The organism is Cupriavidus gilardii, from assembly GCF_008801915.1.
GTDB classification, from domain to species: domain Bacteria; phylum Pseudomonadota; class Gammaproteobacteria; order Burkholderiales; family Burkholderiaceae; genus Cupriavidus; species Cupriavidus gilardii.
Genome location: NZ_VZOV01000009.1, coordinates 93,442 through 116,145, shown reverse-complemented (window position 1 = coordinate 116,145; position 22,704 = coordinate 93,442). Strand labels below are relative to the sequence as shown.

Annotated in this window: 20 protein-coding genes; 12 read left to right on the top strand and 8 right to left on the bottom strand. The window is 67.1% G+C overall.

The window, feature by feature from the left end:
• Positions 1–167: 167 nt before the first annotated feature.
• On the top strand, positions 168–1,136 hold the full coding sequence (locus tag F7Q96_RS13325) for an Rpn family recombination-promoting nuclease/putative transposase (protein ID WP_053823509.1): 969 nt from the start codon (positions 168–170) through the stop codon (positions 1,134–1,136).
• 77 nt (positions 1,137–1,213) lie between these two features.
• The gene (locus F7Q96_RS27485; protein WP_236902095.1) at positions 1,214–1,354 is read left to right on the top strand and encodes a hypothetical protein; all 141 of its coding nucleotides are present in this window, start codon (positions 1,214–1,216) and stop codon (positions 1,352–1,354) included.
• A gap of 26 nt (positions 1,355–1,380) precedes the next feature.
• Here the strand turns inward: F7Q96_RS27485 and F7Q96_RS13315 are convergent, their stop codons facing one another.
• The gene (locus F7Q96_RS13315) at positions 1,381–2,220 is read right to left on the bottom strand and encodes a FadR/GntR family transcriptional regulator (protein ID WP_053823510.1); all 840 of its coding nucleotides are present in this window, start codon (positions 2,218–2,220) and stop codon (positions 1,381–1,383) included.
• A gap of 299 nt (positions 2,221–2,519) precedes the next feature.
• On the opposite strand from F7Q96_RS13315, the gene F7Q96_RS13310 reads away from it, so the two are divergent.
• The 7 genes from F7Q96_RS13310 (at position 2,520) to F7Q96_RS13280 (ending at position 10,149) form a co-directional block, all read left to right on the top strand.
• Positions 2,520–3,722, top strand: coding sequence for an ABC transporter substrate-binding protein (locus F7Q96_RS13310; RefSeq protein WP_053823511.1), 1,203 nt, complete (start codon positions 2,520–2,522; stop codon positions 3,720–3,722).
• 205 nt (positions 3,723–3,927) lie between these two features.
• The gene (locus F7Q96_RS13305) at positions 3,928–4,785 is read left to right on the top strand and encodes a branched-chain amino acid ABC transporter permease (protein WP_053823512.1); all 858 of its coding nucleotides are present in this window, start codon (positions 3,928–3,930) and stop codon (positions 4,783–4,785) included.
• Positions 4,785–5,810, top strand: coding sequence for a branched-chain amino acid ABC transporter permease (locus F7Q96_RS13300; protein WP_082371849.1), 1,026 nt, complete (start codon positions 4,785–4,787; stop codon positions 5,808–5,810). Before F7Q96_RS13305 ends, F7Q96_RS13300 begins: the two co-directional genes overlap by 1 nt.
• The gene (locus F7Q96_RS13295) at positions 5,807–6,574 is read left to right on the top strand and encodes an ABC transporter ATP-binding protein (protein WP_151022814.1); all 768 of its coding nucleotides are present in this window, start codon (positions 5,807–5,809) and stop codon (positions 6,572–6,574) included. Before F7Q96_RS13300 ends, F7Q96_RS13295 begins: the two co-directional genes overlap by 4 nt.
• Positions 6,575–6,576: 2 nt before the next feature.
• Positions 6,577–7,278 carry an ABC transporter ATP-binding protein gene (locus F7Q96_RS13290; RefSeq protein ID WP_053823513.1) on the top strand — a complete coding sequence of 234 codons (702 nt, stop codon included), beginning with the start codon at positions 6,577–6,579 and terminating at the stop codon, positions 7,276–7,278.
• A gap of 33 nt (positions 7,279–7,311) precedes the next feature.
• Entirely contained in the window at positions 7,312–8,598 is a 1,287-nt protein-coding gene (locus tag F7Q96_RS13285; protein WP_053823514.1) for a Zn-dependent hydrolase, read from the top strand.
• Positions 8,599–8,670: 72 nt separating this feature from the next.
• Complete coding sequence (locus tag F7Q96_RS13280) at positions 8,671–10,149, top strand: M81 family metallopeptidase (protein WP_053823515.1); 1,479 nt, start codon at positions 8,671–8,673, stop codon at positions 10,147–10,149.
• Between the two features lie 93 nt (positions 10,150–10,242).
• On the opposite strand, the gene F7Q96_RS13275 is transcribed toward F7Q96_RS13280, so the two are convergent.
• From F7Q96_RS13275 to F7Q96_RS13260, 4 genes are all read right to left on the bottom strand, one after another.
• On the bottom strand, positions 10,243–10,743 hold the full coding sequence (locus tag F7Q96_RS13275; protein ID WP_053823516.1) for a DUF3597 domain-containing protein: 501 nt from the start codon (positions 10,741–10,743) through the stop codon (positions 10,243–10,245).
• 248 nt (positions 10,744–10,991) lie between these two features.
• Complete coding sequence (locus F7Q96_RS13270; protein WP_053823517.1) at positions 10,992–12,548, bottom strand: methyl-accepting chemotaxis protein; 1,557 nt, start codon at positions 12,546–12,548, stop codon at positions 10,992–10,994.
• Positions 12,549–12,828: 280 nt separating this feature from the next.
• The gene (locus tag F7Q96_RS13265; protein WP_053823518.1) at positions 12,829–13,800 is read right to left on the bottom strand and encodes a tripartite tricarboxylate transporter substrate binding protein; all 972 of its coding nucleotides are present in this window, start codon (positions 13,798–13,800) and stop codon (positions 12,829–12,831) included.
• A 154-nt stretch (positions 13,801–13,954) separates the two neighbouring features.
• Positions 13,955–15,079 (bottom strand): muconate/chloromuconate family cycloisomerase, encoded by a 1,125-nt coding sequence (locus tag F7Q96_RS13260; protein WP_053823519.1) that lies wholly within the window; start codon positions 15,077–15,079, stop codon positions 13,955–13,957.
• Positions 15,080–15,200: 121 nt separating this feature from the next.
• Here F7Q96_RS13260 and F7Q96_RS13255 point away from each other — a divergent pair, with 121 nt between their 5' ends.
• Positions 15,201–16,109: a LysR family transcriptional regulator gene (locus tag F7Q96_RS13255; protein ID WP_053823520.1), complete on the top strand. Its 909-nt coding sequence runs from the start codon at positions 15,201–15,203 to the stop codon at positions 16,107–16,109.
• Positions 16,110–16,130: 21 nt separating this feature from the next.
• On the opposite strand, the gene F7Q96_RS13250 is transcribed toward F7Q96_RS13255, so the two are convergent.
• Complete coding sequence (locus F7Q96_RS13250; protein WP_053823521.1) at positions 16,131–17,021, bottom strand: LysR substrate-binding domain-containing protein; 891 nt, start codon at positions 17,019–17,021, stop codon at positions 16,131–16,133.
• Between the two features lie 134 nt (positions 17,022–17,155).
• Between F7Q96_RS13250 and F7Q96_RS13245 the strand changes: the two genes are divergently transcribed.
• Positions 17,156–17,881, top strand: coding sequence for a glutathione S-transferase family protein (locus tag F7Q96_RS13245; protein ID WP_053823522.1), 726 nt, complete (start codon positions 17,156–17,158; stop codon positions 17,879–17,881).
• 116 nt (positions 17,882–17,997) lie between these two features.
• On the opposite strand, the gene aqpZ is transcribed toward F7Q96_RS13245, so the two are convergent.
• A complete protein-coding gene (aqpZ, locus tag F7Q96_RS13240; protein WP_053823523.1) occupies positions 17,998–18,696 on the bottom strand; it encodes an aquaporin Z in 699 nt (232 codons plus the stop codon).
• 1,006 nt (positions 18,697–19,702) lie between these two features.
• On the opposite strand from aqpZ, the gene F7Q96_RS13235 reads away from it, so the two are divergent.
• Positions 19,703–19,951, top strand: a complete 249-nt coding sequence (locus F7Q96_RS13235; protein ID WP_053823524.1) for a hypothetical protein — start codon at positions 19,703–19,705, stop codon at positions 19,949–19,951.
• A 65-nt stretch (positions 19,952–20,016) separates the two neighbouring features.
• Here the strand turns inward: F7Q96_RS13235 and F7Q96_RS13230 are convergent, their stop codons facing one another.
• The gene (locus F7Q96_RS13230; protein WP_151022812.1) at positions 20,017–22,584 is read right to left on the bottom strand and encodes a hybrid sensor histidine kinase/response regulator; all 2,568 of its coding nucleotides are present in this window, start codon (positions 22,582–22,584) and stop codon (positions 20,017–20,019) included.
• Positions 22,585–22,704: the final 120 nt, after the last annotated feature.

Here is a 22,704-nt window from a genome sequence, read left to right as displayed (position 1 = left end):
GGCTGCTGGCGGCCAGGTCAGCCTGATGGGCCACGGCGCGCCCATCGCTAAGACGATTCTCAATGTCGGCCGACGGTGGCATGAAACGCAAAATGCGTGTCCTTCTGTGAAGCATCGAGAGCCCGCGCGCAGGATGCTGTCGGCCTCGATACTCCTCGATGCCAACCATGGTCCAACTCGAAGACGCCAGCTACAAGCAGTTGTTCTCCTCTCCATCGATGGTCCGCAACCTGGTCTCGGGATTCATTCCAGATCCATGGCTCCGCAGGCTCGACTTCGGCACGCTAGAAAGTATCCCTTGCCACTATGTCGCAGACGATCTGCGCCAGCGGGCCAATGACATCGTCTGGCGGCTTCGCGCCAATGACGATTGGGTCTACCTTTATCTGATGATGGAGTTCCAGAGCACAGTCGATTACGGCATGCCGGTGCGGATCATGTCCTATCTTGGACTGCTCTATCAAAGTCTGATCCGCAAGGAATACGTCAAGCCTCGGCTTGGCATCCCGCCGGTGTTGCCGATTGTGCTTTACAACGGCGAAACGCCATGGGATGCGCCGACCGACATTGCGGAGATGCTGCCGGAGATGCTTGGACTTGTCGGTGACTACCTGCCCAAGCTTAAATACCTGCTGTTGGATAGTGGACGTATCAGCAAGGAAAAGTTGCGCGCGATGCGCAACCCGGTTGCGGTACTGATGCAGCTGGAAGAGGCGGAAACCCCGCAGGAGGTCGGCGAATTGGTCGACAAACTCGCCGACATCGTGAAGGGCGACGCGGAGCTGCAGCGAATCTTCCTTAACGTGTTGCCGGAGCTCATTGGCCGGCGTAGTGGCAACACGCTGGACATAGCGGTGGTCAACGATTTTAAGGAGATGAATATGAAACTGAGTCAGAGCTTCAAGGTGTGGGAGCGTCAGTACATTGAACAGGGGAAGGCCGAAGGCCGGCTTGAGGGACGGCTGGAGGGCGAGGCCCGGATACTGCAGCGGCAGCTTACCATTCGCTTCGGAACGTTGCCGGAATATGCGGTAGCCAGGATTCAGTGCGCAACGGAAGAGCAGCTCGATCACTGGTCAACGCGATTGCTTCGCGCCGAAACCCTGGCCGAAGTATTCGAAGACAACCCGGCATGAGCGCCCGGCTTTTTCACACAGGCCCCGCCAAACGCTCGCCGGCCGCGCCGAATATTCCCTCGATGGCGGAGCAGGGCATGGCCGGTATCGAGGTCAGTTCGTGGTACGCGATGCTGGCGCCGCGGGCCAGCACGCCCGAAGCGCTGGCGACGCGGATCCGGGGAGAAACCGCGAGCTGGGGCGAGCTGATCCGCGCAACCGGCATCAAGGCCGACTAGCGCTGCGGCGCGGGCCGACCGCGCCTTCAACCGGCCTGCTCGGGCTCGCGATCGCGCGGGCGCACCACCAGCGAACGGCGCGGCAATTCCGAGTCGAGCACCAGCCGGCCATGCACTCGGCCGTTCATCCGCGTGATATGGCGCGTGCAGTCCTGCATATGCGCTGCCATCAGCTTGCGCACCTGCTCGGCATCGCGCGCGCGCGCCGCCGCGACGATCTTCTTGTGGAAGCGGACATTGGACGCGCCGAATTTTTCGTGCTCGCAGGCCGGCGTGTCGTTGCCGAACACCACCAGCTGCCGCAGCATCTCGTTGATCAGCTCGCAGCAGAAACGCAGCATCGGATTCGGATTGGCCGCGGCCAGGATGTCATGGAAGCTCAGGTCCTCCTGGCGCTGGTCCAGCGGCGCGGCGGCCGAGGCCGAGGTCGGGTCGCACAGGTCGATCGTGTGTTCGAGCGCGCGGAAGTCGTCCTCCGTCAGATGTGGCACCGCGCCGGCGGCCAACTCCGGCTCGAGCAGACGGCGCACCGTATAGACGTCGGCGATGCCCACGTCCTTGAAGAACAGGTAGTTCTGCATCAGCTGGAACGTGCGGTCCAGCGGCACCTCGACGATGGTGCCGCCGCCGGCCGGACCGGTGCTGACGCTGATCAGCCCCTGCACCTCCAGCGACTTCAGCGCTTCGCGGATCGTGCTCTTGCTGACGCCGAAGGTCTGCTGCAGCTTGATCTCCTGCGGCAGCTTGTCGCCGGGCTTCAGATCGCGCTCGGTGATCAGCCGCTTCAGTTCCTCCGCCACCAGGTCGGCGCGCTTCTGCTTGCGGATCGCCAGAGCCGGCGCCTTCGCGCCGCGGAACGTCACCATGGATTGTCCTTCCTTTCGTTGATCGCCATGCCGGTGCGGCATGCGCCTCGCCGGTTCACCAAGGTCCATCGCGGTGCGCACGGCACCGCGATCGCGCATGCCCGCTGCGTCCGTGGGCGCAGGTAAACCCTGACCGGCGCTTCATTGACAGTCGCGCAAACCGGCTTCTATGATGCCTTCAACCAGTTTATACGTATAAATAGAATAAACGGGTTCGATTCTTGCTGTAGCGCTGTTGCGATCCTGTCGCGTGCCGGACCTTCCCTTTCGATGGACCCCACAGATCCAAGGAGTGAGCTTTGAATCGTCGTGACGTGCTCAAACTCGGCGCGCTGGCCGCCGTCCCCGCATCCCTGCTGCGCGCCGGTGCCGTTCTGGCCGCCGACGATGCGATCGAACTCGGTTGCCCGGTGCCGATGTCCGGCCCGTTCGCCGCCAACGGCAAGTATGCCGATCTCGGCATGAAGCTGATCGTCGAGCAGTACGGCAAGGTGCTCGGCAAGCCATTGCGCTACAGCGTGCTCGATACCGAGGGCAAGCCCGCCACTGCGGTGCGCAAGGTGCAGGAGCTGGCGCAGCAGAAGAACGCGCGCTACTTCGCCGGCGGCATCCTGTCGTCCGAATCGCTGGCGATGGGCAAGGAGGCCGAGAAGTTCGGCGGGGTCTTCGTCACCACCGCCGGCGCTGACGAGATCACCGGCAAGGACTGCAACCGCGCGACCTTCCGCTGGTCGGTGCCGACCTACGGCGCGATCGAGCGCACCGTGCGGCCGCTGATCGAGTCGATGCCCAAGGCGAAGCGCTGGTACACGATCACGCCGCAATACGTGTTCGGCGAGGGCCTGTTGTCGGCGGCCAAGAATATCTTCAAGGAGAAGGGCATCGAGCATGTGGGCAACAGCTACCACGCGCTCAACGAGAAGGAATTCAGCGGCTATCTGACCAACGCGATCGCGGCCAAGCCCGACGTGCTGCTGATCCTGAACTTCGGCTCGCAATCGGCCGACACGCTGCGCCAGGCGGTCAGCTTTGGCATGAAGAAGAACACGACGATCCTGCTGGCCTGGGCCTCGGGGCTCGAGCAGTTCGAATCGCTGGGCGCGGACCTGTGCGACGGCGTCTATTTCGGCGCGCAATACTGGCACGGGGTCGACACGCCGCTGAACCGCGACCTGGTGCAGCGCTGCAAGACGGCCTTCAAGGCCAATCCGAACTACAGCCTGGCCGGTTCCTATATCTGTACCAAGCTGATGCTCGACGCGATGGTCAAGGCCGGCAGTGCGGACCCGAAGGCCGTGATCGCGGCGATGGAAGGGCTCAAGTACGAGGGGCTGACCGGCCCCGAGGAAATCCGCGCGGCCGATCACCAGGTGCTGAAGAACTACTACCTGCTCAAGGGCAAGGCCAAGGCCAGGATGAAGGACAAGGACGACTACGCCGACGTGATCAGCGTCGGCAAGGCCTTCCTGCCGCCCGAGCAGACGCAGTGCAAGATGGCTTGAGCGATCCGGCTGATCTTCCCCCTTCTCCCTTCTTCCGCTTGCGGGAGAGAGGTGGGGGACAGGGCAAGGGGCGCTTGCCAACCCCTGCGCTTCGCAACCAGCCCCTCTCCCCAACCCTGTCCCCCTGAGGGGACAGGAAGAACGCCGCGCCTTCGATGGTCAGAGGGCGCCATCCAATCCGACAGCAAAAGCGAAGAAGCGCTTCATGAACGTCTACCTGTTGCAGGTCATCAACGGGATCGGCATCGGCATGCTGTATTTCCTGCTTGCCGTCGGCCTGTCGATCGTCTTTGGGCTGCTGCGCTTCGTCAACTTCGCGCACGGCGCCTTCTATGCGCTGGGCGCCTATCTGTGCTTCCAGGCGCTGCAGCTGGGCATGAACTTCTGGGCGGCGCTGGTGCTCGCCCCGCTGTTGATCGGCGCGCTCGCCTGGCTGGTCGAGCGCGTGATGCTGCGCCACGTCTACGCCCAGCCCCATGAGTTCCACATCCTGGTGACGGTGGGCCTCGCGCTCGCGGTGCAGGAGCTGATCATCGTCGGCTGGGGCCCGCTGGGCGTCGACGTGCCGCCGCCCGACGCGCTGCAGGGCGTGGTGATGTGGGGCGACTTCATCTATCCGAAGTACCGGCTGTTCGTGATCGCGTTCACCGCGCTGCTGGCGGTGGCGCTGTGGTGGCTGCTGGAGGGCACGCGGCTGGGCAGCGCGGTGCGTGCCGGCAGCGAGTCGACCGAGATGGTGTCGCTGCTCGGCATCAACGTGTTCCGGCTGTTCAGCCTGATGTTCGCGCTCGGCGCCGCCACCGCCGCGATCGCCGGCGTGCTGGCCGCGCCGATCCGCGGCGCCGAGCCGTTCATGGGCGTCGAGGCGCTGGGCGTCGCCTTCATCGTGGTGGTGGTCGGCGGCATGGGCAGCTTTACCGGCGCGCTGATCGGCGGGCTGCTGGTCGGCGTGGTGCAAAGCCTGATGAGCACGCTGTGGCCCGAGGGCGCGCGGCTGATGATCTATGTTGCGATGGCGGCGGTATTGCTGCTGCGTCCGCACGGCCTGCTGGGGAGGGGATGATGGCGTATCGATTCTGGTGGCTGGCGCTGGCCGTCACGCTGCTGCTGCCGCTGACGCTGCGCTCCGGCACGCTGGCGACCGAGGTGCTGATCTACGCGATGGCCGTGATGGCCTGCAATCTGCTGCTTGGCTACACCGGGCTGCTGTCGTTCGGCCAGGGCATCTTCTTCGGCCTGGGGAGCTATTCGCTGGGCCTGGCGCTGACTCGTATCGCGTTGCCGGTGCCGCTGTCGCTGGCGCTGGCGATCGCCATCGGCGCGGGTGCTGCGGCGCTGGTCGGCTGGTTCTCGATCCGGCAGCGGGGCACCTACTTCGTGATGCTGACGCTGGCGTTCTCGCAGATGTTCTATTTCCTGGCCTATTCGGTGCCGTCGCTGACCGGCGGCGACAACGGCCTGCTCGACATCCCGAGACCCGCGCTGTCGCTCGCCGGGCGCGAGCTGGTCTCGCTGGCCTCGCCGTGGCAGTTCTACGGCTTCGTCGCGGTGCTGTTCCTGGTGGTGTTCTTTCTGGTGCTGCGCGTCACCGATTCGGTGTTCGGCCGCACGCTGCTGGCGATCCGCGACAACGAGGAGCGCGCGCTGGCGGTCGGCTACAACATCAAGGCGTTCAAGCTGCTGGCTTTCGTGATCTCGGGCGCGGTGACCGGCCTGGCCGGCGGCCTGCACGCGATGCTGACCGGCATCGCACCGCTGGCCAATATCGACTACCACGTCAGCGAGATGATCCTGATCATGACGGTGATCGGCGGCACCGCCAACGTGTTCGCCTCGGTGCTGGGCGCGGCGTTCTATGTGCTGCTGGCCGACTGGCTGTCGACGCTGTGGCCGCGCTGGCTGATGCTGCTCGGCTTCCTGCTGATCGCGGTCAGCCTGTTCATGCAGCGCGGCCTTTGGGGGCTGGGCACGACGATCTGGCTGCGGCTGCGCGGCATCCGCCGCGAGCCCGCCGCGATCGGCCCCGACACGGAAGCCGCCGCGGGAGTCGCCACGGAAGCAGTCACCGCAAGGGAGGAACGCGCATGACCGCCCCGATCCTCGAGGCCACCGGCGTGGTCAAGCAGTACGGCAAGTTCATGGCGCTCGGCGGCGTGGACCTGCGCGTGATGCCCGGCACCGTGCATTCGGTGATCGGACCGAACGGGGCCGGCAAGACCACGCTGTTCCATATGCTGACCGGCACGCGCAGCGTGACCAGCGGCCGCATCGTGTTCGACGGCCACGACGTCACCGGCGAAACCGACTACCAGCGCGTGCAGCGAGGCATCGCGCGCTCGTTCCAGGTCACCAGCCTGTTTCCCAGCCTGCCGGTGCGCGAAAACCTGCGGCTGGCCGCGCTCGGCACGCAGCCGCGGCGCGCAATGAACTGCTGGCGCCGCCCGGTCGGCGAGCTGTCCTGTACGGATACCGTCGAGCGGGTGCTGGAGCGGCTGGAACTGACCCGCGTCGCCGATGCCGTGGCCGGTGCGCTGTCGCACGGCCAGCAGCGCCGGCTCGAGGTCGGCATGGCACTGGCCGCGCGGCCGCGCGCGATCTTCCTCGACGAGCCGACCTCGGGCATGGGCGTCGACGATCTCGGCGCGATGAAGCGGCTGATCCGCGGGCTGGCCGAGGACCATACCGTCGTGCTGATCGAGCACAACATGGACATCGTGATGGACATCTCCGACACCATCACCGTGATGCAGCAGGGCAAGGTGCTGATGGAAGGCCCGCCCGACAGCGTGCGCGGCGACCCGCGCGTGCGCGCGGCCTATCTCGGCAACATGATCACCGGAGGGCAGCGATGACTATGCTCGAAGTGCAGGCCATCCATGGCTACTACGGCAAGAGCCATGTCCTGCAAGGCGTCTCGCTCGCGGTGGGCGAGGGCGAACTGGTGACGCTGCTGGGCCGCAACGGCGCCGGCAAGTCGACCACGCTGAAGGCGATCGCCGGCGTGGTGCCCCCGCGGGGCGGCCGCGTGCTGTTCCGCGGCAACGATATCGCCGGGCTGCCGCCGCACCGCATCGCCGCGCAAGGGCTGTGCTTCGTGCCGGAGCATCGCGGCATCTTCAAGCTGCTGACCGTCGAGGAGAACCTGAAGCTCGGTGCCCGGCGCGATTCCCCGTGGCAGCTCGACGATGTCTACCGGATCTTCCCGCGGCTGCGCGAGCGGCGCCGCAACAGCGGCGCGAACCTGTCGGGCGGCGAGCAGCAGATGCTCGCCATCGCCCGCGCGCTGATGAACCATCCGCGCCTGCTGATGCTCGATGAGCCAGTGGAAGGGCTGGCGCCGGTGATCGTCGAGGAAATCGTCGCGCAGCTGAAGTTGATCAAGGCGGCCGGCGTGCCGATCCTGCTGGTCGAGCAGAACCTGGAAGTCTGCACGCAACTGGCCGATCGGCACGTGATCATCGAGCAGGGTGCAGTGGTCTATACCGGCACCAATGCGCAATTCATCGCCGACGACGCGGTCAAGGACCGCTATCTCGGTGTGGGCCTGGCGGCCTGAATGGAACGACGTAGCAGACGAGAGTCGACGAACATGGCAGAAGACACCACCAACGACACCCGGGCCGGGACCGCACCGGCCGGCACCGCGGCGCTGCGGGTCGACGGCGCCCGGCTGTGGGACGCGCTGATGCGGCTCGCGCGGATCGGCGCGACGCCCAAGGGCGGCGTCTGCCGGCTCGCGCTGACCGATCTCGATCGCCAGGGCCGCGACTTCTTCGTCGCCGAGGCCAAGGCGATCGGCTGCACGGTACGCGTCGATGCGATCGGCAATATCTTTGCACGCCGGGCTGGCCGCGACGACACACTGCCGCCGGTGATGACCGGCAGCCATATCGATACGCAGCCGACAGGCGGCAAGTTCGACGGCAACTATGGCGTGCTGGCCGGCCTCGAGGTGTTGCGCACGCTCGCCGACGCCGGCATCGTCACCGAGGCGCCGCTCGAGGTCGCGGTATGGACAAACGAAGAGGGCTCGCGCTTCGTGCCGGTGATGATGGGCTCCGGGGCCTTCATCGGCGAATTCGCGCTCGACCACGTGCTGGCGCAAACGGATCGCGACGGCATTCGCGTCGGCGACGCGCTGCGCGAAATCGGCTATGCCGGCAGCGAGCCTGTCGGCGGCCGCGCCGTCGGCGCCTATTTCGAGGCCCATATCGAACAGGGGCCGGTACTCGAGGCGAACGACACGGTGATCGGCGTCGTCACCGGCGCGCTCGGACAACGCTGGTACGACGTGGTGCTGACCGGCATGGAGGCGCACGCCGGGCCGACGCCGATGGCGCTGCGGCGCGACGCGCTGCTGGCGGCGTCCGAACTGGTCGGCATCGTCAATCGCATCGCGCTGGATCACCCGCCGCACGGGCGCGGCACGGTCGGCTGTCTGTCGGTCCATCCCGATTCGCGCAACGTGATCCCTGGCCGCGTGACGATGACGGTCGACCTGCGCGCCGCCGATGACACCGTGCTGTCGGCGATGGACGCGGCCCTGCATCGGGCCTGCGCTGCGCTGTCCGATCGTTCGGGCATCGACATCGACGTCAGGCAGGTGGTCTACTTTCCGCCGCAGCCCTTCGAACCGCGGCTGGTACAGGCCGTGCGCGACGGCGCCGCGCAGCAGGGGCTGTCGGCGATGGACGTGGTCAGCGGCGCCGGCCACGATGCCGTGTATCTCGCCCGCGTCGCGCCGACCGCGATGATCTTCGTACCATGCAAGGATGGCATCAGCCACAACGAGATCGAGGACGCGCGCCCCGAGCATCTGGAAGCGGGCGCCAATGTGCTGCTGCACGCGATGCTCGATGCCGCGCGCCGGCGCTGAGGGCGCTGCCCCGCTGCCTCCGCTGCCCGACATCGGCCTCCGACCTACACCGCATCGACCGGACCCCACGCGATGAAAATCCTGATCGCCCGCCTCAATCACGAGACCAATACCTTCTCGCCGGTGCCCACGCCGCTGGCGTCGTTCGACCCGCGCTATGGCGAGGACGGTTATCGCGCCGCGCGCGGCACGCGCACCGCGGCCGGCGCGTTCATCGCGCTGGCCGAAGCGGCGGGCGCCGAGATCGTCGTGCCGGTGATCGCCGGCGCCAACCCCAGCGGCCGCGTCGCGGCGCAAGCCTATACCGCGCTGTGCGACGCGATCGTCGCGGCCGCGCCGGGCTGCGATGCGGTGATGCTGGATCTGCACGGCGCGATGGTGGCCGAGAACAGCGACGACGGCGAAGGAGACCTGCTCGAACGGCTGCGGGCCGTGCTGCCCGACGCGCCGATCGCGGTCGCGCTGGACCTGCACGGCAATATCACGCAGAAGCTGATCGACCACGTCGACGTGGCGGTCAGCTTCAAGACCTATCCGCACGTCGACATGTACGAGACCGGCGAGCACGCGGGCCGGCTGCTGCTCGACCATATCGCGGGCCGCACCAGGCCCGTGGTGGCCTGGCGCCGCCTGCCGCTGCTGACCCATACGCTGTGCAGCCGCACCGACCAGGGCGCGATGCAGCGCGCGGTGGCGCTGGCCAAGGAGGCAGAAGCGCAAGGAATGCTGGCGGTCTCGGTGCTGGCCGGCTTCGGCCTGGCCGATATCGCGGCGCCTTGCCTGAGCGTGATCGTGGTCGGCGACGGCGATGCCGCCGCCGCAGACGCGGTCGCGCAACGCATTGCCCAGCAGATCTGGGACGACCGCGCCGGCTTCGTCTACGACAGCGAGCCGCTGGCGCAGTCGATTGCGCGCGCCGCCGAACTCGCCGATGCGCCGGGCGAGGGCCCGGTGCTATTGCTCGATCACGGCGACAACTGCATGTCCGGCGGCACTTGCGACAACATGGCCGTGCTGCACGAAGCGTTGGCGCAAGGCCTGAGCGGCATCGCGGTCGGGCCTGTCTGCGATCCGGAGGCGGTGGCGGCGCTGATTGCCGCCGGCGTCGGCGCCACGGTGACGCTGCCGGTCGGCGACAAGGTCGCGCTGACCCAGCTCGGCCTCTATCCGCAATCGAAGCCGCTGACCGGCAAGGTCGCCGCGCTCGGCGACGGCGAATACGTGATCAGCGGCCCCACCTATACCGGCCAGCGCATCCGCATGGGACGCAGCGCGCTGCTCGATATCGGCGCCGCGCAGATCGTGATCGTCGAAACGCCGCAGGAGCATTGGGACTTCGGCATCTTCACGCATATCGGCGTGGACCCGCATCGCGCGCGCTTCCTGCTGCTGAAATCGCGGATGTACTGCCGGCCGGTGTTCGTGCCGATCGCCCGCGCCGTCGTCGAGTGCGACGGCGAAGGCGTGACCAGCTCGCGCTACGAGCGCTTTCCGTTCCAGCGCGTGGCGCGGCCGGTTTATCCGCTCGATCCGCAGACGAACTGGCGGTAGAGCCCACAGCGTATCCCGCCGTCCCCGCGGACTGCGGGGGGGACGAGGTGAGAAGAAGGAGGGGATCGCGCTCCCTCGCTTCCAGCCGAAACGTCAGTCCCGCAATTCCGGCGGCAGCTTGCCGCCGTTCCGCGCCAGTTCCTGCATCACGCGCTTGTGCAGCCACGTATTCATCGCGGCCGAGTCGTTCATGTCGCCGCTGTACTGCAGCTCGCGCGCAAGCTCCTTGCGATGCTCGAGGCTGCTGTCCAGCCCCAGCGCCTTCATCGTGTCGACGATCGACGTGCGCCAGTTCAGCTTCTGGCCGCTCTGCTGTGCGAGGTCGTCGAGAATCTTCTCGACGTCGACCTCCGACAGCGGCGCCTGCGCGGCACCGGTTGCGGTACCGCCGGCGGTTGCGCCGGCAGTGGTATTGCCGCCGCCGACGCCGGCCGTCACCGGCGCCGTGGCCGGCGGTGCTGCGTTCTGTGCCTGCCCGGCGGCGCCGGTCTGAGGCTGCCCCGCGGTGCCGGTTTGCGGCTGCTGGGCCTGCGTGGAGGGCTCGGGCCGCGCCTTGCCGCGCAGCCGGTTCAGGATTTCGCCAAAGATGCTCATTGCAGATCCTCCGGTTGGGATGTATTGCCAGGTGCTGGGATGTGCCGAGATGTGCTGCGGTATGCAGCCTGATGTTCGGGCTGTACCGCGCAGCCACGCAGGATCCGCGCCACGGTGCGGTAGCCGAGGCGTCCGGGATGGCATGTCCGTGAGGCAGGTACTTTTGACAAGGATTGGCGCTTTTATTGAGTCCAGCAAAGCAAAACGGGCCGCGTTTCGCGGCCCGTTTCATCGGTCGTTGCGGCGAATCAAGCCGCCAGTTGCGCCGTACCGAGGCGGAACGTCGACACGGCCTGCTTCAGGCGTTGCGCCTGCTCTTCCAGCGAGCCGGCCGCGGCGGCGGCCTGCTCGACCAGCGCGGCGTTCTGCTGCGTCACCGTGTCCATCTGCGTGACAGCCTGGTTCACCTGCTCGATGCCGGCGCTCTGTTCGGCCGACGCGGCGCTGATCTCGCCCATGATGTCGGTGACGCGCTTGACCGCGCCGACGATCTCTTCCATGGTCTGACCGGCTTCCGACACCAGCTGCGAGCCCTTCTCGACGCGCTCGGCAGAATCGTCGATCAGCGACTTGATTTCCTTGGCGGCGGTGGCGCTGCGCTGCGCGAGGCTGCGCACTTCGCCGGCGACCACCGCGAAGCCGCGGCCCTGCTCGCCGGCGCGTGCGGCTTCCACCGCGGCGTTCAGCGCCAGGATATTGGTCTGGAAGGCGATGCTCTCGATCACCGCGATGATGTCGGTGACCTTCTTCGAGGCACCGTGGATCTCGTCCATCGTGTCGACCACCTGACCCACCACGGTGCCGCCCTTGACGGCGATGTCCGAGGCATCGACCGCGAGGCGGCTGGCCTGCTTGGCGTTGTCGGCGTTCTGGCGGACGATGCTGGTCAGCTGCTCCATGCTCGAGGCGGTTTCCTGCAGCGACGCGGCCTGTTCCTCGGTGCGCTGCGACAGGTCGGTATTGCCCACGGAGATCTGGCTCGTGCCGGTGGCGATGGCTTCGGTGCCGAGGCGAACCTCGTTGACGATGCGCAGCAGATTGCCGTTCATCTCGGCCAGCGCCTGCAGCAGCTGGCCGGTCTCGTCCTTGCTGTCGACGTCGATGCGGGCGCTGAGGTCGCCCGCGGCGACGGTCCGCGCGATATGGACCGCACGATGCAGCGGACGCGTGATGCCGCGCGTCAGCCAGACCGCGAAGGCGATGCCGATGGCGAGCACCAGCACGCCCAGCCCGATCAGCCGGTTGCGCGCGGTCTGGTAGACCGCGTTGATGTCGCGCGCGGTCGCGTCGATGCTGGCGCGCTGGATGTCGAGCAGCTTCTGGATTTCACCCAGATAGGCGTCGCCGGCCGGCACGAATTCCTTCTCCAGCACGGTGTTCGCTTCGTCGGTCAGCCCCTCCTGCTTCAGCTTGGTGATCTTGTCGCGCGAGGCGTTGTACGGCTCGCGCACGCGCAGGATGGTCTGGAATGCCTGCTTCTCGGCGTCGGTGCTCAGCAGCGGCTCGATCTTGTCGCGCAGATCGGCGATCGCCTTGACCGAGTGCTTGGTCTCGTTCGCGAAGAACGCGCCGAGCGTCGGATCGGAGCTCTTTGCCACCGCGGTGGTCCGGCGCACGCTGGTATGCATGTAGCGGTACCAGTCGCTGACCAGCCGTTCCTTGGCCAGCGGCTGCTGCATCATGTCATGCGTGCGCTCCGCGACCTGCTGCAGTCGCAGGATGCCAAGACCGGTCATCAGCGTGGACAGCAGCAATACCACGCCGAAGCCGATGCCAAGGCGTGCACCTATTCCCAAGTTCTTCATTTCTTCTACCTGATGGACATTGAATCGCGGCGAACAACGCCACGCCCGCGGCGGTCCCGCGCGCGTGGTGCGTATTCGCTCGTCGCTCTTGTGTTGCCGCCCGTTCGCTGACGATTGCTTCGGGGGTCGATGTCAGACAACGGCAGTTGGTAGAAAAACTTGAGGAGAGGGCAGTGAGCAGTGCGGTCTTACGGCAGTAGCGAACGTCGCGCGACGGCGTGCAATCGGTTCTGCTCTCTCGCTGGGGCGGGAGAGCAGAACGAACGGAGCGGCTCCTCGCTCAGTCCGCGCGGATCCCCCGCGTCCGAATCAACTTGCCCCATTTGTCGGTCTCTTTCGCCAGATGCTGCTTCAGCTCGGCCGGCGTGCTGCCGATCGGCTCGGCGCCGATCGCGGCCAGGCGCTTCTGCACCGCGGGCTTGCGCAGCGCCTCGACCATCGCCCGGTTCAGCGTCTCGACCACCGCGGGCGGCGTGCCGGCCGGCACGAAGGCGGCGAACCATGGCGACAGCTCGTAGCCCGGCAGGCCGGCTTCGGCCACCGTCGGCACGTTGGGCAGCGCGGCGGAGCGCTTGCTGGTGGTGACCGCGATGGCGGTCAGCTTGCCGGCATCGATATGCGGCTTGGCGGACGTGATGCTGTCGAACATGTAATCGACCTGTCCGCCGAGCAGATCGGTGACGGCGGGCCCGCTGCCCTTGTAGGGCACGTGCAGCAGCTCGACGCCCGCCATCGACGTGAACAGCTCGCCGGCCAGGTGGATCGAGGTGCCGTTGCCCGCCGACGCATAGGTGTACTTGCCGGGCTGGCTCTTCGCGCTGGCGATCACCTCCGGCACGGTCTTCGCGCTGGTCTTGGCCTTGTTGGCGACCAGCACGTTCGGCACCACGGCCAGCAGCGATACCGGCGCGAAATCCTTGATCGGGTCGTAGCTCAGCTTGCGGTACAGCGCCGGATTGACCGCCATGCCGTTGGCGACGATCAGCATCGTGTAGCCGTCGGCAGGCGAGCGCGCGACCAGCTCGGCGCCGATATTGCCGCCGGCCCCGGGGCGGTTCTCCACCACGATTGATTGGCCCAGCGTTTGCGACATCTCTTCGCCGAGCGTGCGGGCGATATTGTCCATCGCACCGGCGGCCGGGAAGGGGACGATCCAGCGGATCGGACGTTCGGGATAACCAGCCTGCGCGGCCGGCGTGGCGAGGGCCGCGGCAAGGCCGAGGACCACGGTGGCGAGAGTGAGCGACTTCATTGTCTCCGTTCCTTCGTGAAGTTCGAAATTGGCGTGCCTGGCGCGCGTTGGGCGCGCTCGATCGCGTTATCCAGCCGTGATGCGGCGGCGATGCGGCGCTTGCACGGGCGTGATGCGGCCGCTATGTGGCCGTCATGTGGTTGTTATGGGCGTGTCATGCGCGATCGCGCCGGTAATGCGCCAGCTTGTCCTCGTCCAGCGCCAGACCCAGCCCCGGACCGTCGGGCAGGTGCAGCGCGAAATCCCGATAGGCGGGGCGTTCGACCACCACGTCGTCCTTGACCAGCAGCGGCCCGAACAGCTCGGTGCCCCAGGCCAGTTGCGGCAGCGTGCAGAAGCCGTGCGCCGCGGCGATGGTGCCGACGCTGCCTTCGAGCATGGTGCCGCCATAGAGCGCGATGCCGGCCGCATCGCCGACCGCGGCGGTGCGCAGCATGCCAAAGATGCCGCCCGACTTGGCGATCTTCAGTGCGAACACGTCGGCAGCACCCAGGCGCGCCAGTTCCATCGCGTCCTCCGGCCCGGTCACCGCTTCGTCGGCCATGATCGGCACGACGAAGCGCGCCGCCAGCCGGGCAAGCCCGACGCGGTTCTCCCGTGCGATCGGCTGCTCGATCAGGTCGATGCCAGCCGCTTCCAGCATCGCGATGCCGGTGGCCGCGTCGGCCTCGCTCCAGGCCTGGTTGACGTCGACCGTCACGCGTGCACGGTCGCCCAGCGCACGCTTGATCGCCGCGACATGGGCGACGTCGTCGCGTACGGCGCGGCGGCCGATCTTGAGCTTGAAGGTGTCGTGGCGGCGCTCGGCCAGCAGGCGCTCGGCCTCCTCGATGTCGCGCGCGGTATCGCCGCTGGCCAGCGTCCACAGCACCGGCAGCGCGTCGCGCACCGTACCGCCGAGCAGCGTGGCGAGCGGCACGCCGAGCCGCTTGCCCTGCGCGTCGAGCAGCGCGGTTTCCAGCGCCGACTTGGCGAAGCGGTTGCCGCGCGCGACCTTGTTCAGCCGCGCCATCGCGCCATGGACATTGGTGGCATCCTGGCCGATCAGTGCCGGCGCCAGATAGGTATCGATGGTCAGCTTGATGCCTTCTGGACTTTCCTCGCCATAGGACAGGCCGCCGATCGTGGTGGCCTCGCCGATGCCTTCGATGCCATCGCTGGCACGCAGCCGCACGATGACCAGCGTCTGCTGCTGCATGGTGGCCATGGCCAGCTGATGCGCGCGGATGGTGGGAAGGTCGACCAGGATCGCGTCGACGGATGTGATGGTGGTTGCCATACCTGAGGGATTGGATTGAGGGTTTGTGGCCCAGTATGCGGCTTGACCAATGCGCTGTCCAAGACCGATGATGTCTGATTCCATACCTGTGAGGTATGGGTGCTGGTTCAAGGAGGCCATCATGGAACTGCGCCATCTGCGCTATTTCCAGACCGTCGCGCGCGAACTCAACGTGACGCGCGCGGCCGCGCTGCTGCATATCGCGCAGCCGCCGCTGTCGCGCCAGATCCGCCAGTTCGAGGATGAACTGGGCGTGCCGCTGTTCGAGCGCGTCGGCCGTGGCTTGCGGCTGACCGAGGCCGGACGCTTCCTGCTCGAGCAATCGCTGCAGCTGACGCAGCGGCTTGACGAGATGATCGAGGGCACCCGGCGCATCGGCCGCAACGAGAAGCGCTGGTTCGGCATCGGCTTCGTGCCGTCGGTGCTCTATGGCGTGCTGCCGGACCTGATCCGCGAACTGCGCGCGGACCAGAGCGAGGTCGAGGTCGGCTTGACGGAAATGATCTCGGTGCAGCAGCTCGAGGCGCTGAAGTCTGGCCGCATCGATCTGGGCTTCGGCCGGCTGGCCTTGAGCGATCCGGCCATCGTGCAGCAGGTGGTGATGGCAGAGCCGCTGGTGGCGGCGCTGCCGACACGGGCCGCCCCGGGCGAACGCGAAGGTGGCGGTGGCGATGGTCCGATGGCACCTGCCGACCTGGCGCGGCGCGGGCTGATCCTTTATCCGGCGCGTCCGCGGCCGAGCTATGCGGACCACGTGCTGTCGCTGTTCCGGGCGCAGGGACTGCAGCCGCGCGTGGTGCAGGAAGCCAACGAGCTGCAGACCGCGCTGGGGCTGGTCGCCGCGGGGCTGGGCATCACGCTGGTGCCGTCATCGGTCCAGCGGCTGCACCGGGACGATGTCCGCTATTGCCCGATCGACGCACCGGGCTTCGTGTCCCCGGTGATCATGAGCTATCGGGCGGGCGATGCGTCGCCGTTCCTGGGCAGGGCGGTGGCGTGGGTGCGCCGGCAGGCCGAGGTCTCGGGCTGAAGCGACGGCCTCGCCGTTCGTTCATTCCTCGGCAAAGCAGTTGGCCAGGAAATCAACGACCGCCCGTACCGCCGGCAGCTGCCCGCGCCGATGCGGCATCACGACCGACGTCATCACGTGGCCGGCGGTCCAGTCCGGCAGCACCCGCACGATGTCGCCGCGCTGCAGCGCGGAGCGGCACACCGACAGCGGCAGGCAGGCGATGCCGAGGCCGGCCGTGGCCGCAGCGAGCAGCGCGGTCGATTCGTTGGCGGTCATGCGCGGGCGCGGGGTGACGGTCAGGGTATGGTCATCGCGCTTCAGCCGCCAGCTGGTCGCCATCGGCCGCGTCAGCAGCCCGTCATGGCCGGCAAGTGCCTCGGGTGTCGACGGTGGGTCGGCGGCGGCGGCGAGATAGCGGGGCGAGGCGACCAGGATGATCGGCTCGGTCGACAGCAGCCGCTGCACCAGCTCCGAATCGGGCAGCGGCGCGAAATGGCTGCGGATCGCGAGGTCGTAGCCTTCCTGCGCGACATCGACGAAGCGGTCCGACACATCGAGCTGGATATGCAGCTTCGGGTAGGCGAGGGCCAGTTCCGGCAGGCGCGGCGCCAACGTCTGCTGCGCGACCGGTACCGAGGTGGTCAGCCGGACCGTGCCGCTCGGCTCGGCGGCGCGCTGGCGCACCACGTCGTGCGCGGCCTCGGCCTCGATCAGCGCGGCGCGGGCGTGCTCGTGAAAGGCGCGGCCGACGTCGGTCAGCGTGAAGCTGCGCGAGCTGCGGTGGATCAGCCGCGCACCGAGCCGCTGTTCGAGCTCGGCGACGCGCTTGCTCAGCGTCGACTTCGGAATGCCGAGCTGGCGCGAGGCCGAGGCAAAGCCGCCATGCTCGACGGCGGCGACGAACAGCGAGAGATCGTTCAGGTTCAGCATGGGGCGGCAGCGGCGTATTAAAGTCCACCAGTATGGACATTGCGTTGAATTTTTGCCGACTACCGCTTCAATGTCCACAAATCTATAGTCTCTCCATCGACCCGATGCCCGGGTCATTCAACTGGAGAAACAACATGACCCCCATCCTTTTTTACGGTGTGCCGTCGGGATGCTCGTTCGGTTCGATCGTCGCGCTGGAATGGCTGGGCCAGCCTTATCGGCTGTCCCGGATCGAGATGCCGGAGGTGGTGACCAGCGAGGCCTTCCGCCGCATCAACCCGGTGGGAGAAACGCCGGCGTTGGCCACCGATGGCGGCGCGGTCGTGACCGAAAGCATGGCGATCCTGAACTGGATCGGCGCGCGCGGCATCGACAGCGCGCTCGGTTTTGCCCAAGGCACGCCGGAGTTCGACCGGCTCAACCAGATGCTGGCCTACCTGAACACGACGTTCTTCAATGCCTTCGTGCCGCTGTGGCACCTGTACGAGCACGCCAGCGACGACACCACCAAGGCGGTGCTGCGCGACTTCGGCACGACCAAGGTCAAGAAGGCGCATGCGCAGTTGGACGCGATGCTGGGCGACCGTCCGTGGCTGCTGGGCGAACGGCGCACGGTGGCCGATGCCTACTTCGCCGGCATCGCGCGCTGGACGGACTATCACGGGGTGGTCGACCGGACCGACTATCCGAACCTGGACCGGCTCTATCGGAAGCTGCAGGACGATCCGGCGGTGCGTTTCGCGCATGGGATCGAGGCGCAGGCGGAGGTGAAGTCGGCCGGCGGCTTCGCCGGCCATGTGGAACTGGAGCAGGCCTGGGCAGAGACCCTGGCCGCGCGCCAGCAGCGGCTGCCGGCTTGAGGCTGAAGCTTGAAGCTTGAGGTTTGAGGCTGAGGCTGAGGCTGAGGCTGAGCCGAGGCTTGTGGCGCGGCCGGCGGGGATGTCGCCGGCCATCCCCGCAGTACCTTGGTGTTCGCTTACTCGTCGTCGCTGTACAGCACGCGGCCGACCACGCCGGCGGCGATCGCACCGACGATCGGTGCCACCCAGAACAGCCACAGCTGATGCAGCGCCATGCCGCCCACCATCAGCGCCGGGCCCGTCGAGCGCGCCGGGTTGACCGAGGTGTTCGAGACCGGAATCGTCACCAGGTGGATCAGCGTCAGGCACAGTCCGATCGCCAGTGGCGCCAGCGCGCCGTGCGCGCGTTGCGCGGTCGCGCCCAGGATGATCAGCACGAAGAAGAAGGTGGCCAGCACTTCGGTGGCGAACACCGGCATCATGCCGAAGCCAGACGGCGAGCCGGCATCGAAGCCGTTGGCGGCCAGGCCGCTGACGGTCACGTCGAAGCCGGGCTTGGCGTCCATCAGCTGCAGCAGCGCCAGCGCGGCCAGCGCGCCGCCGATCACCTGCGCCACGATATAGACCGGCGCCTCCTTCCACGGGAAGCGGCCCGCGGTGGCCAGGCCGACCGTCACGGCCGGATTCAGATGGCATCCCGATACCGGTCCCACTGCATAGGCCATGGTCAGCACGGTCAGGCCGAAGGCCAGCGAGACGCCGGCGAAGCCGATGCCCAGGTGCGGAAAGGCGGCCGCCAGGACGGCCGAGCCGCAGCCGCCGAATACCAGCCAGAACGTGCCGAAGGCTTCGGCAAGGGGGCGCTTGAAGTGCATGGTTCCTTCTCCCGATTGAATATGGCGCGCCGCACGGACACGCGGGTGCGACGTCCGACAGGTCGCAGCGTGCGGGAGGATTCTAGGAGCCGGTTACGGCGATGTCATGACTCAAAGCGCACTCTTTGCAGTCGTTCACAATTGGCGAGGCTCGTGGGATGGGCCTCCGGCTGCGCCAACGCCAGTCCTCTCGTGCTGGCCGATGTCCTCGAATGCGAGCTTTCCGCAAAAGCGCTGGTGAGGAGCATCCGTGCGGCAATTCAAGTTTTCTCGGGCTCGAAGCAGGGCTGTACCTTGGTGCGGCATGCCGCGAATGCGGCGGCCGACAATGCCCCGTCGAAAGGGTCGCAATGCGTCAGCAAGCAGAGCCGGTTCCGTACTTCGCCGAAAAGGCGTTGTGCATGTTGTTTCGCAGCGCCACTTCAAGCACGTGCAACGCTGGCGACAGGCGCATGGCAACTTCCATGTTGTGTGTGTAGCGGGCAGTGACGTCGAGGGTCGAGGGATCCGGTTCGCCATCGTGGTACGCATGCAGCCGAGCCGTCGAGAACGTTCGCTGGAGCGCGGGTAGAAGCCTTGCATGGGAATTTTTTGTCCTGCTATACTCGGCGAGTAATCCCCGGCAAGGTCTTCTCCTGGCCACGACCCGCGCGAGCGGGGTGCCAAACAGTCAGTGCTCAGACTCCGGGGCTGGGATTTGAAAAGGGCGCCTAATAAGCGCCCTTTTCGCATTTGTGCGTGCCGACAGGCACGGGACCGATCTTAGCTTCGGGATGCTTGCGTTACATTCGCTTCCTGCTTGCAAGGCAATGGGGCTTGGTGCATTCCGATAGTGCCGCGACGAAACCGAACGCGCACTGTGTCGTTGGCTCGATCGCGTTTTCGCCGCTACTGACCCGCACCGCGTCGCAGCATGACAACGCACGCACCGGCGCCGAAGATTTCGCATGCGGAGTCGGCTTGCGAGGGTCCCGGGCGCCGCGATCTTCCTCACTGCGAGAGCCGCATGTACAAAGTCTATTGGACCACTTACGACGCGCAGGGCGTGCCGACCGCGCATGCGGAGGATTACGGCTCCGATCAGCTCGCCGCGGTGCTGGCGCGTTGCGAGGCGCTGCGGGCGCGGCAGCGGGCCGGTGAGCCGGTCGGTTTCGTGACGATGGTGTCGGAGAATCCGTATAGCGTCGGACACCCCGGAGCGGCCGATGTCGAGCCCGGCTATGCCTGGTACAAGCGGCGGCCGCCGCCGCGCTAGATGGCGGGAGGATGTCGATGCGGAAGACGTCGACGGCAGCGACGGTACTGGCGATGACGCCCGGGCTACTGCACCGCCTCGATGTCCCCCATCCACGGGCCGAGCTCCCGCCGCAACGTCGATAGATCGATCGGCTTGCCGAGCACGCGGGCGCCCGCGATCGGCTCCTGCAGGTCCGCGCCCGCGCCATAGCCGGTCATCAGCACCACGTCGATATGCGGCTGTTGGGCGCGCAACGCCACGGCCAGCGCATCGCCGGCCATGCCCGGCAGCGTGATATCGGTCAGCAGCACGTCGAAGCGCCGGTCATCGGCCAGCAGCAGCGCTTCCTCCGCCGAGCCCGCCGCGGCGCAATCGAGACCGAAGCCCAGCAGCACTTCCTGCAGCGCCTCACGCGAGGGGATGTCGTCCTCGACCAGCAATACGGCGGCGGCCACGCCGTCGCGCCGGACTTGCGGCAACTGCGCTGGCGCCGGGCCGCTCGTGCGCCGATGGGCGTCCAGAACGGCCCGCACCGCGCGGGCCAGATCGTCGCGCCGATAGGGTTTGTTCAGCAGCGTCACGCCATCGTCCAGCTTGCCGACGTGGAAGATCTCGTCGCGCGTATATCCGGAAGCGAACAGCACCGGAATCGGCGGCCGCCGCTGCGCCGCGCGCCGTGCCAGTTCGCCGCCCTTGATCGTGCCGGGCATGATGACGTCGGTGAACAGCAGGTCGATGCCGATGCCGCTGTCGATCAGCGACCAGGCGGCGTCGCCATTCGGGGCAATGCGCACGCGATAGCCGAGCTGTGCCAGCATCTCGACCGCGGTGATCCGTACATCGGGATCGTCTTCGACCACCAGGATCGTCTCGCCGCCGCCAACCGGCGCGGGCTCCTGCTCCGCTGCCTCGGGCGTTTCGGCCTCGACGCAGCGGGGAAAGAACATCTGCACCGTGGTCCCGCGGCCGACGGTGCTCTGGATCGCGATATGGCCACCGCTCTGCTTGACGAAGCCGAACACCATGCTCAGGCCGAGGCCGGTGCCGTGGCCATCGGCCTTGGTCGTGAAGAAGGGCTCGAACGCGTGCTCCAGCACGTCGGCGGTCATGCCGGTGCCAGTGTCGGCCACGCGGAAGACCACATAATCACCTTCCGGCCGCTCTGGCGTGTTGGCGGTCCAGGTATCGGCATCCGAATCGGGCGATGACACGCCGTCGAGCACGATATTGGCGGCAGAGATCGTCAGCGTGCCGCCGCCGCGCATCGCGTCGCGGCCGTTGATGGCCAGATTGAGCAGCGCGTTCTCGAGCTGGTTGCGGTCCGCCTTGACGTTCCACAGGTCATCGGGGGTCTGCGTTTCGACCTTGAGCGACTCGCCCAGCGCGCGGTGCAGGATCTCGGCCATCCCGGCAATCAAGCGGCCGGGGTGGATCACCGCCGGCGACAACGGCTGCCGGCGGGCGAAGGCCAGCAGGTGCGAAGCCAGCTTGGCGCCGCGGCGCACCGCGTTGGCGGCGGTGGCGATGCGGCCCTGCGCGATCGGGTTGTCGCCGGCTTCGGCGGCGAGCATCTGCAGATAGCCGCTGATGACCTGCAGCACATTGTTGAAGTCGTGCGCAATGCCGCCGGTCAGGTTGCCGATCGCCTCCATCTTCTGCGCCTGCCGCAGCTGGCCTTCGGCCAGCGCGCGCGCGGCGATCGCATCGGCAACACGCTTTTCCAGCGTTTCGGTCAGTTGCCGCAGCGCCTGCTCGGCCAGCTTGCGCTCGTCGATGTCGATCAGCACGCCGGGGAAGCGGTAGGGCTCGCCGTGCGAGTCGAACTCGCACTGGCCGTTGGCCTGGACCCACAGATAGCTGTCGTGGGCCCGGCGGATCCGGTATTCGGCGCGGAACGGCGCCCCGGTGCGGATCGCTTCGTCGGTCAGCCTGGCCAGTTCCTCGATGTCGTCCGGGTGGATCACCGCGTTGATGATCGTGCGCGGCACGCCTTGCATCGCCTGAGCCAGTCCGACCGAGAACGTGCGGGCGAAGCGTTCGTCGCCGGTCAGTGTGTCCGAAGCGATGTCCCAGACCCAGGTGCCAAGGACCGCGCCGGTATTGAGCGCCAGTTGCAGCCGTTCGTTGGCCTGTTGCAGCGCGTCCTCGGCTTCCTGCCGCCAGCGTTCGGTCAGGACGCGCTCGGTGGTTTCGACCACCACGGCGAGCACGCCGGCGGGGACGCCATCGTCGTTGGCCACCGGGCTGTAGTACAGGTCCATCCAGACGTCCTCGGGACGTCCATTGCGCAGCAGCACCAGCTCCTTGTCGCGGAAGGACAGCGTGCCGCCTGCCAGGCAGGTCTGCATCACATGCCGGTTGAAGTCGGCCACTTCGGGCCAGCCCAGTTCGACCGGACAGCCGAGCAGATAGGGATGTCGGCCGCCGGCGAACACGGCATAGGCATCGTTGTAGATCATGTAGCCCGGTCGGCCCCACAACAACACCATCGGCACCGGCGAAGCCAGCAGCAGCCGCACCGCGGTGCCAAGGCTGGGCTGCCAGCGGTCGATCGGCCCCAGCTCGGTGGTGGACCAGTCGAACGCCCGGATGCGCTCGGCCATTTCGCCGTGCCAGCCGGAACAGTCGTGGTGTTCTGCCAGGAATGGCATGGTGTGAAGCGAGAGTGGCGACAGCGAGATTGTGCTGGCGCAGAGTGCGTTTGCCAATGCCGGCGCCCCGGAGGGCGGTCCTTCGGCCCACCGCTATATATATATAGAGGGGCGCGGAAG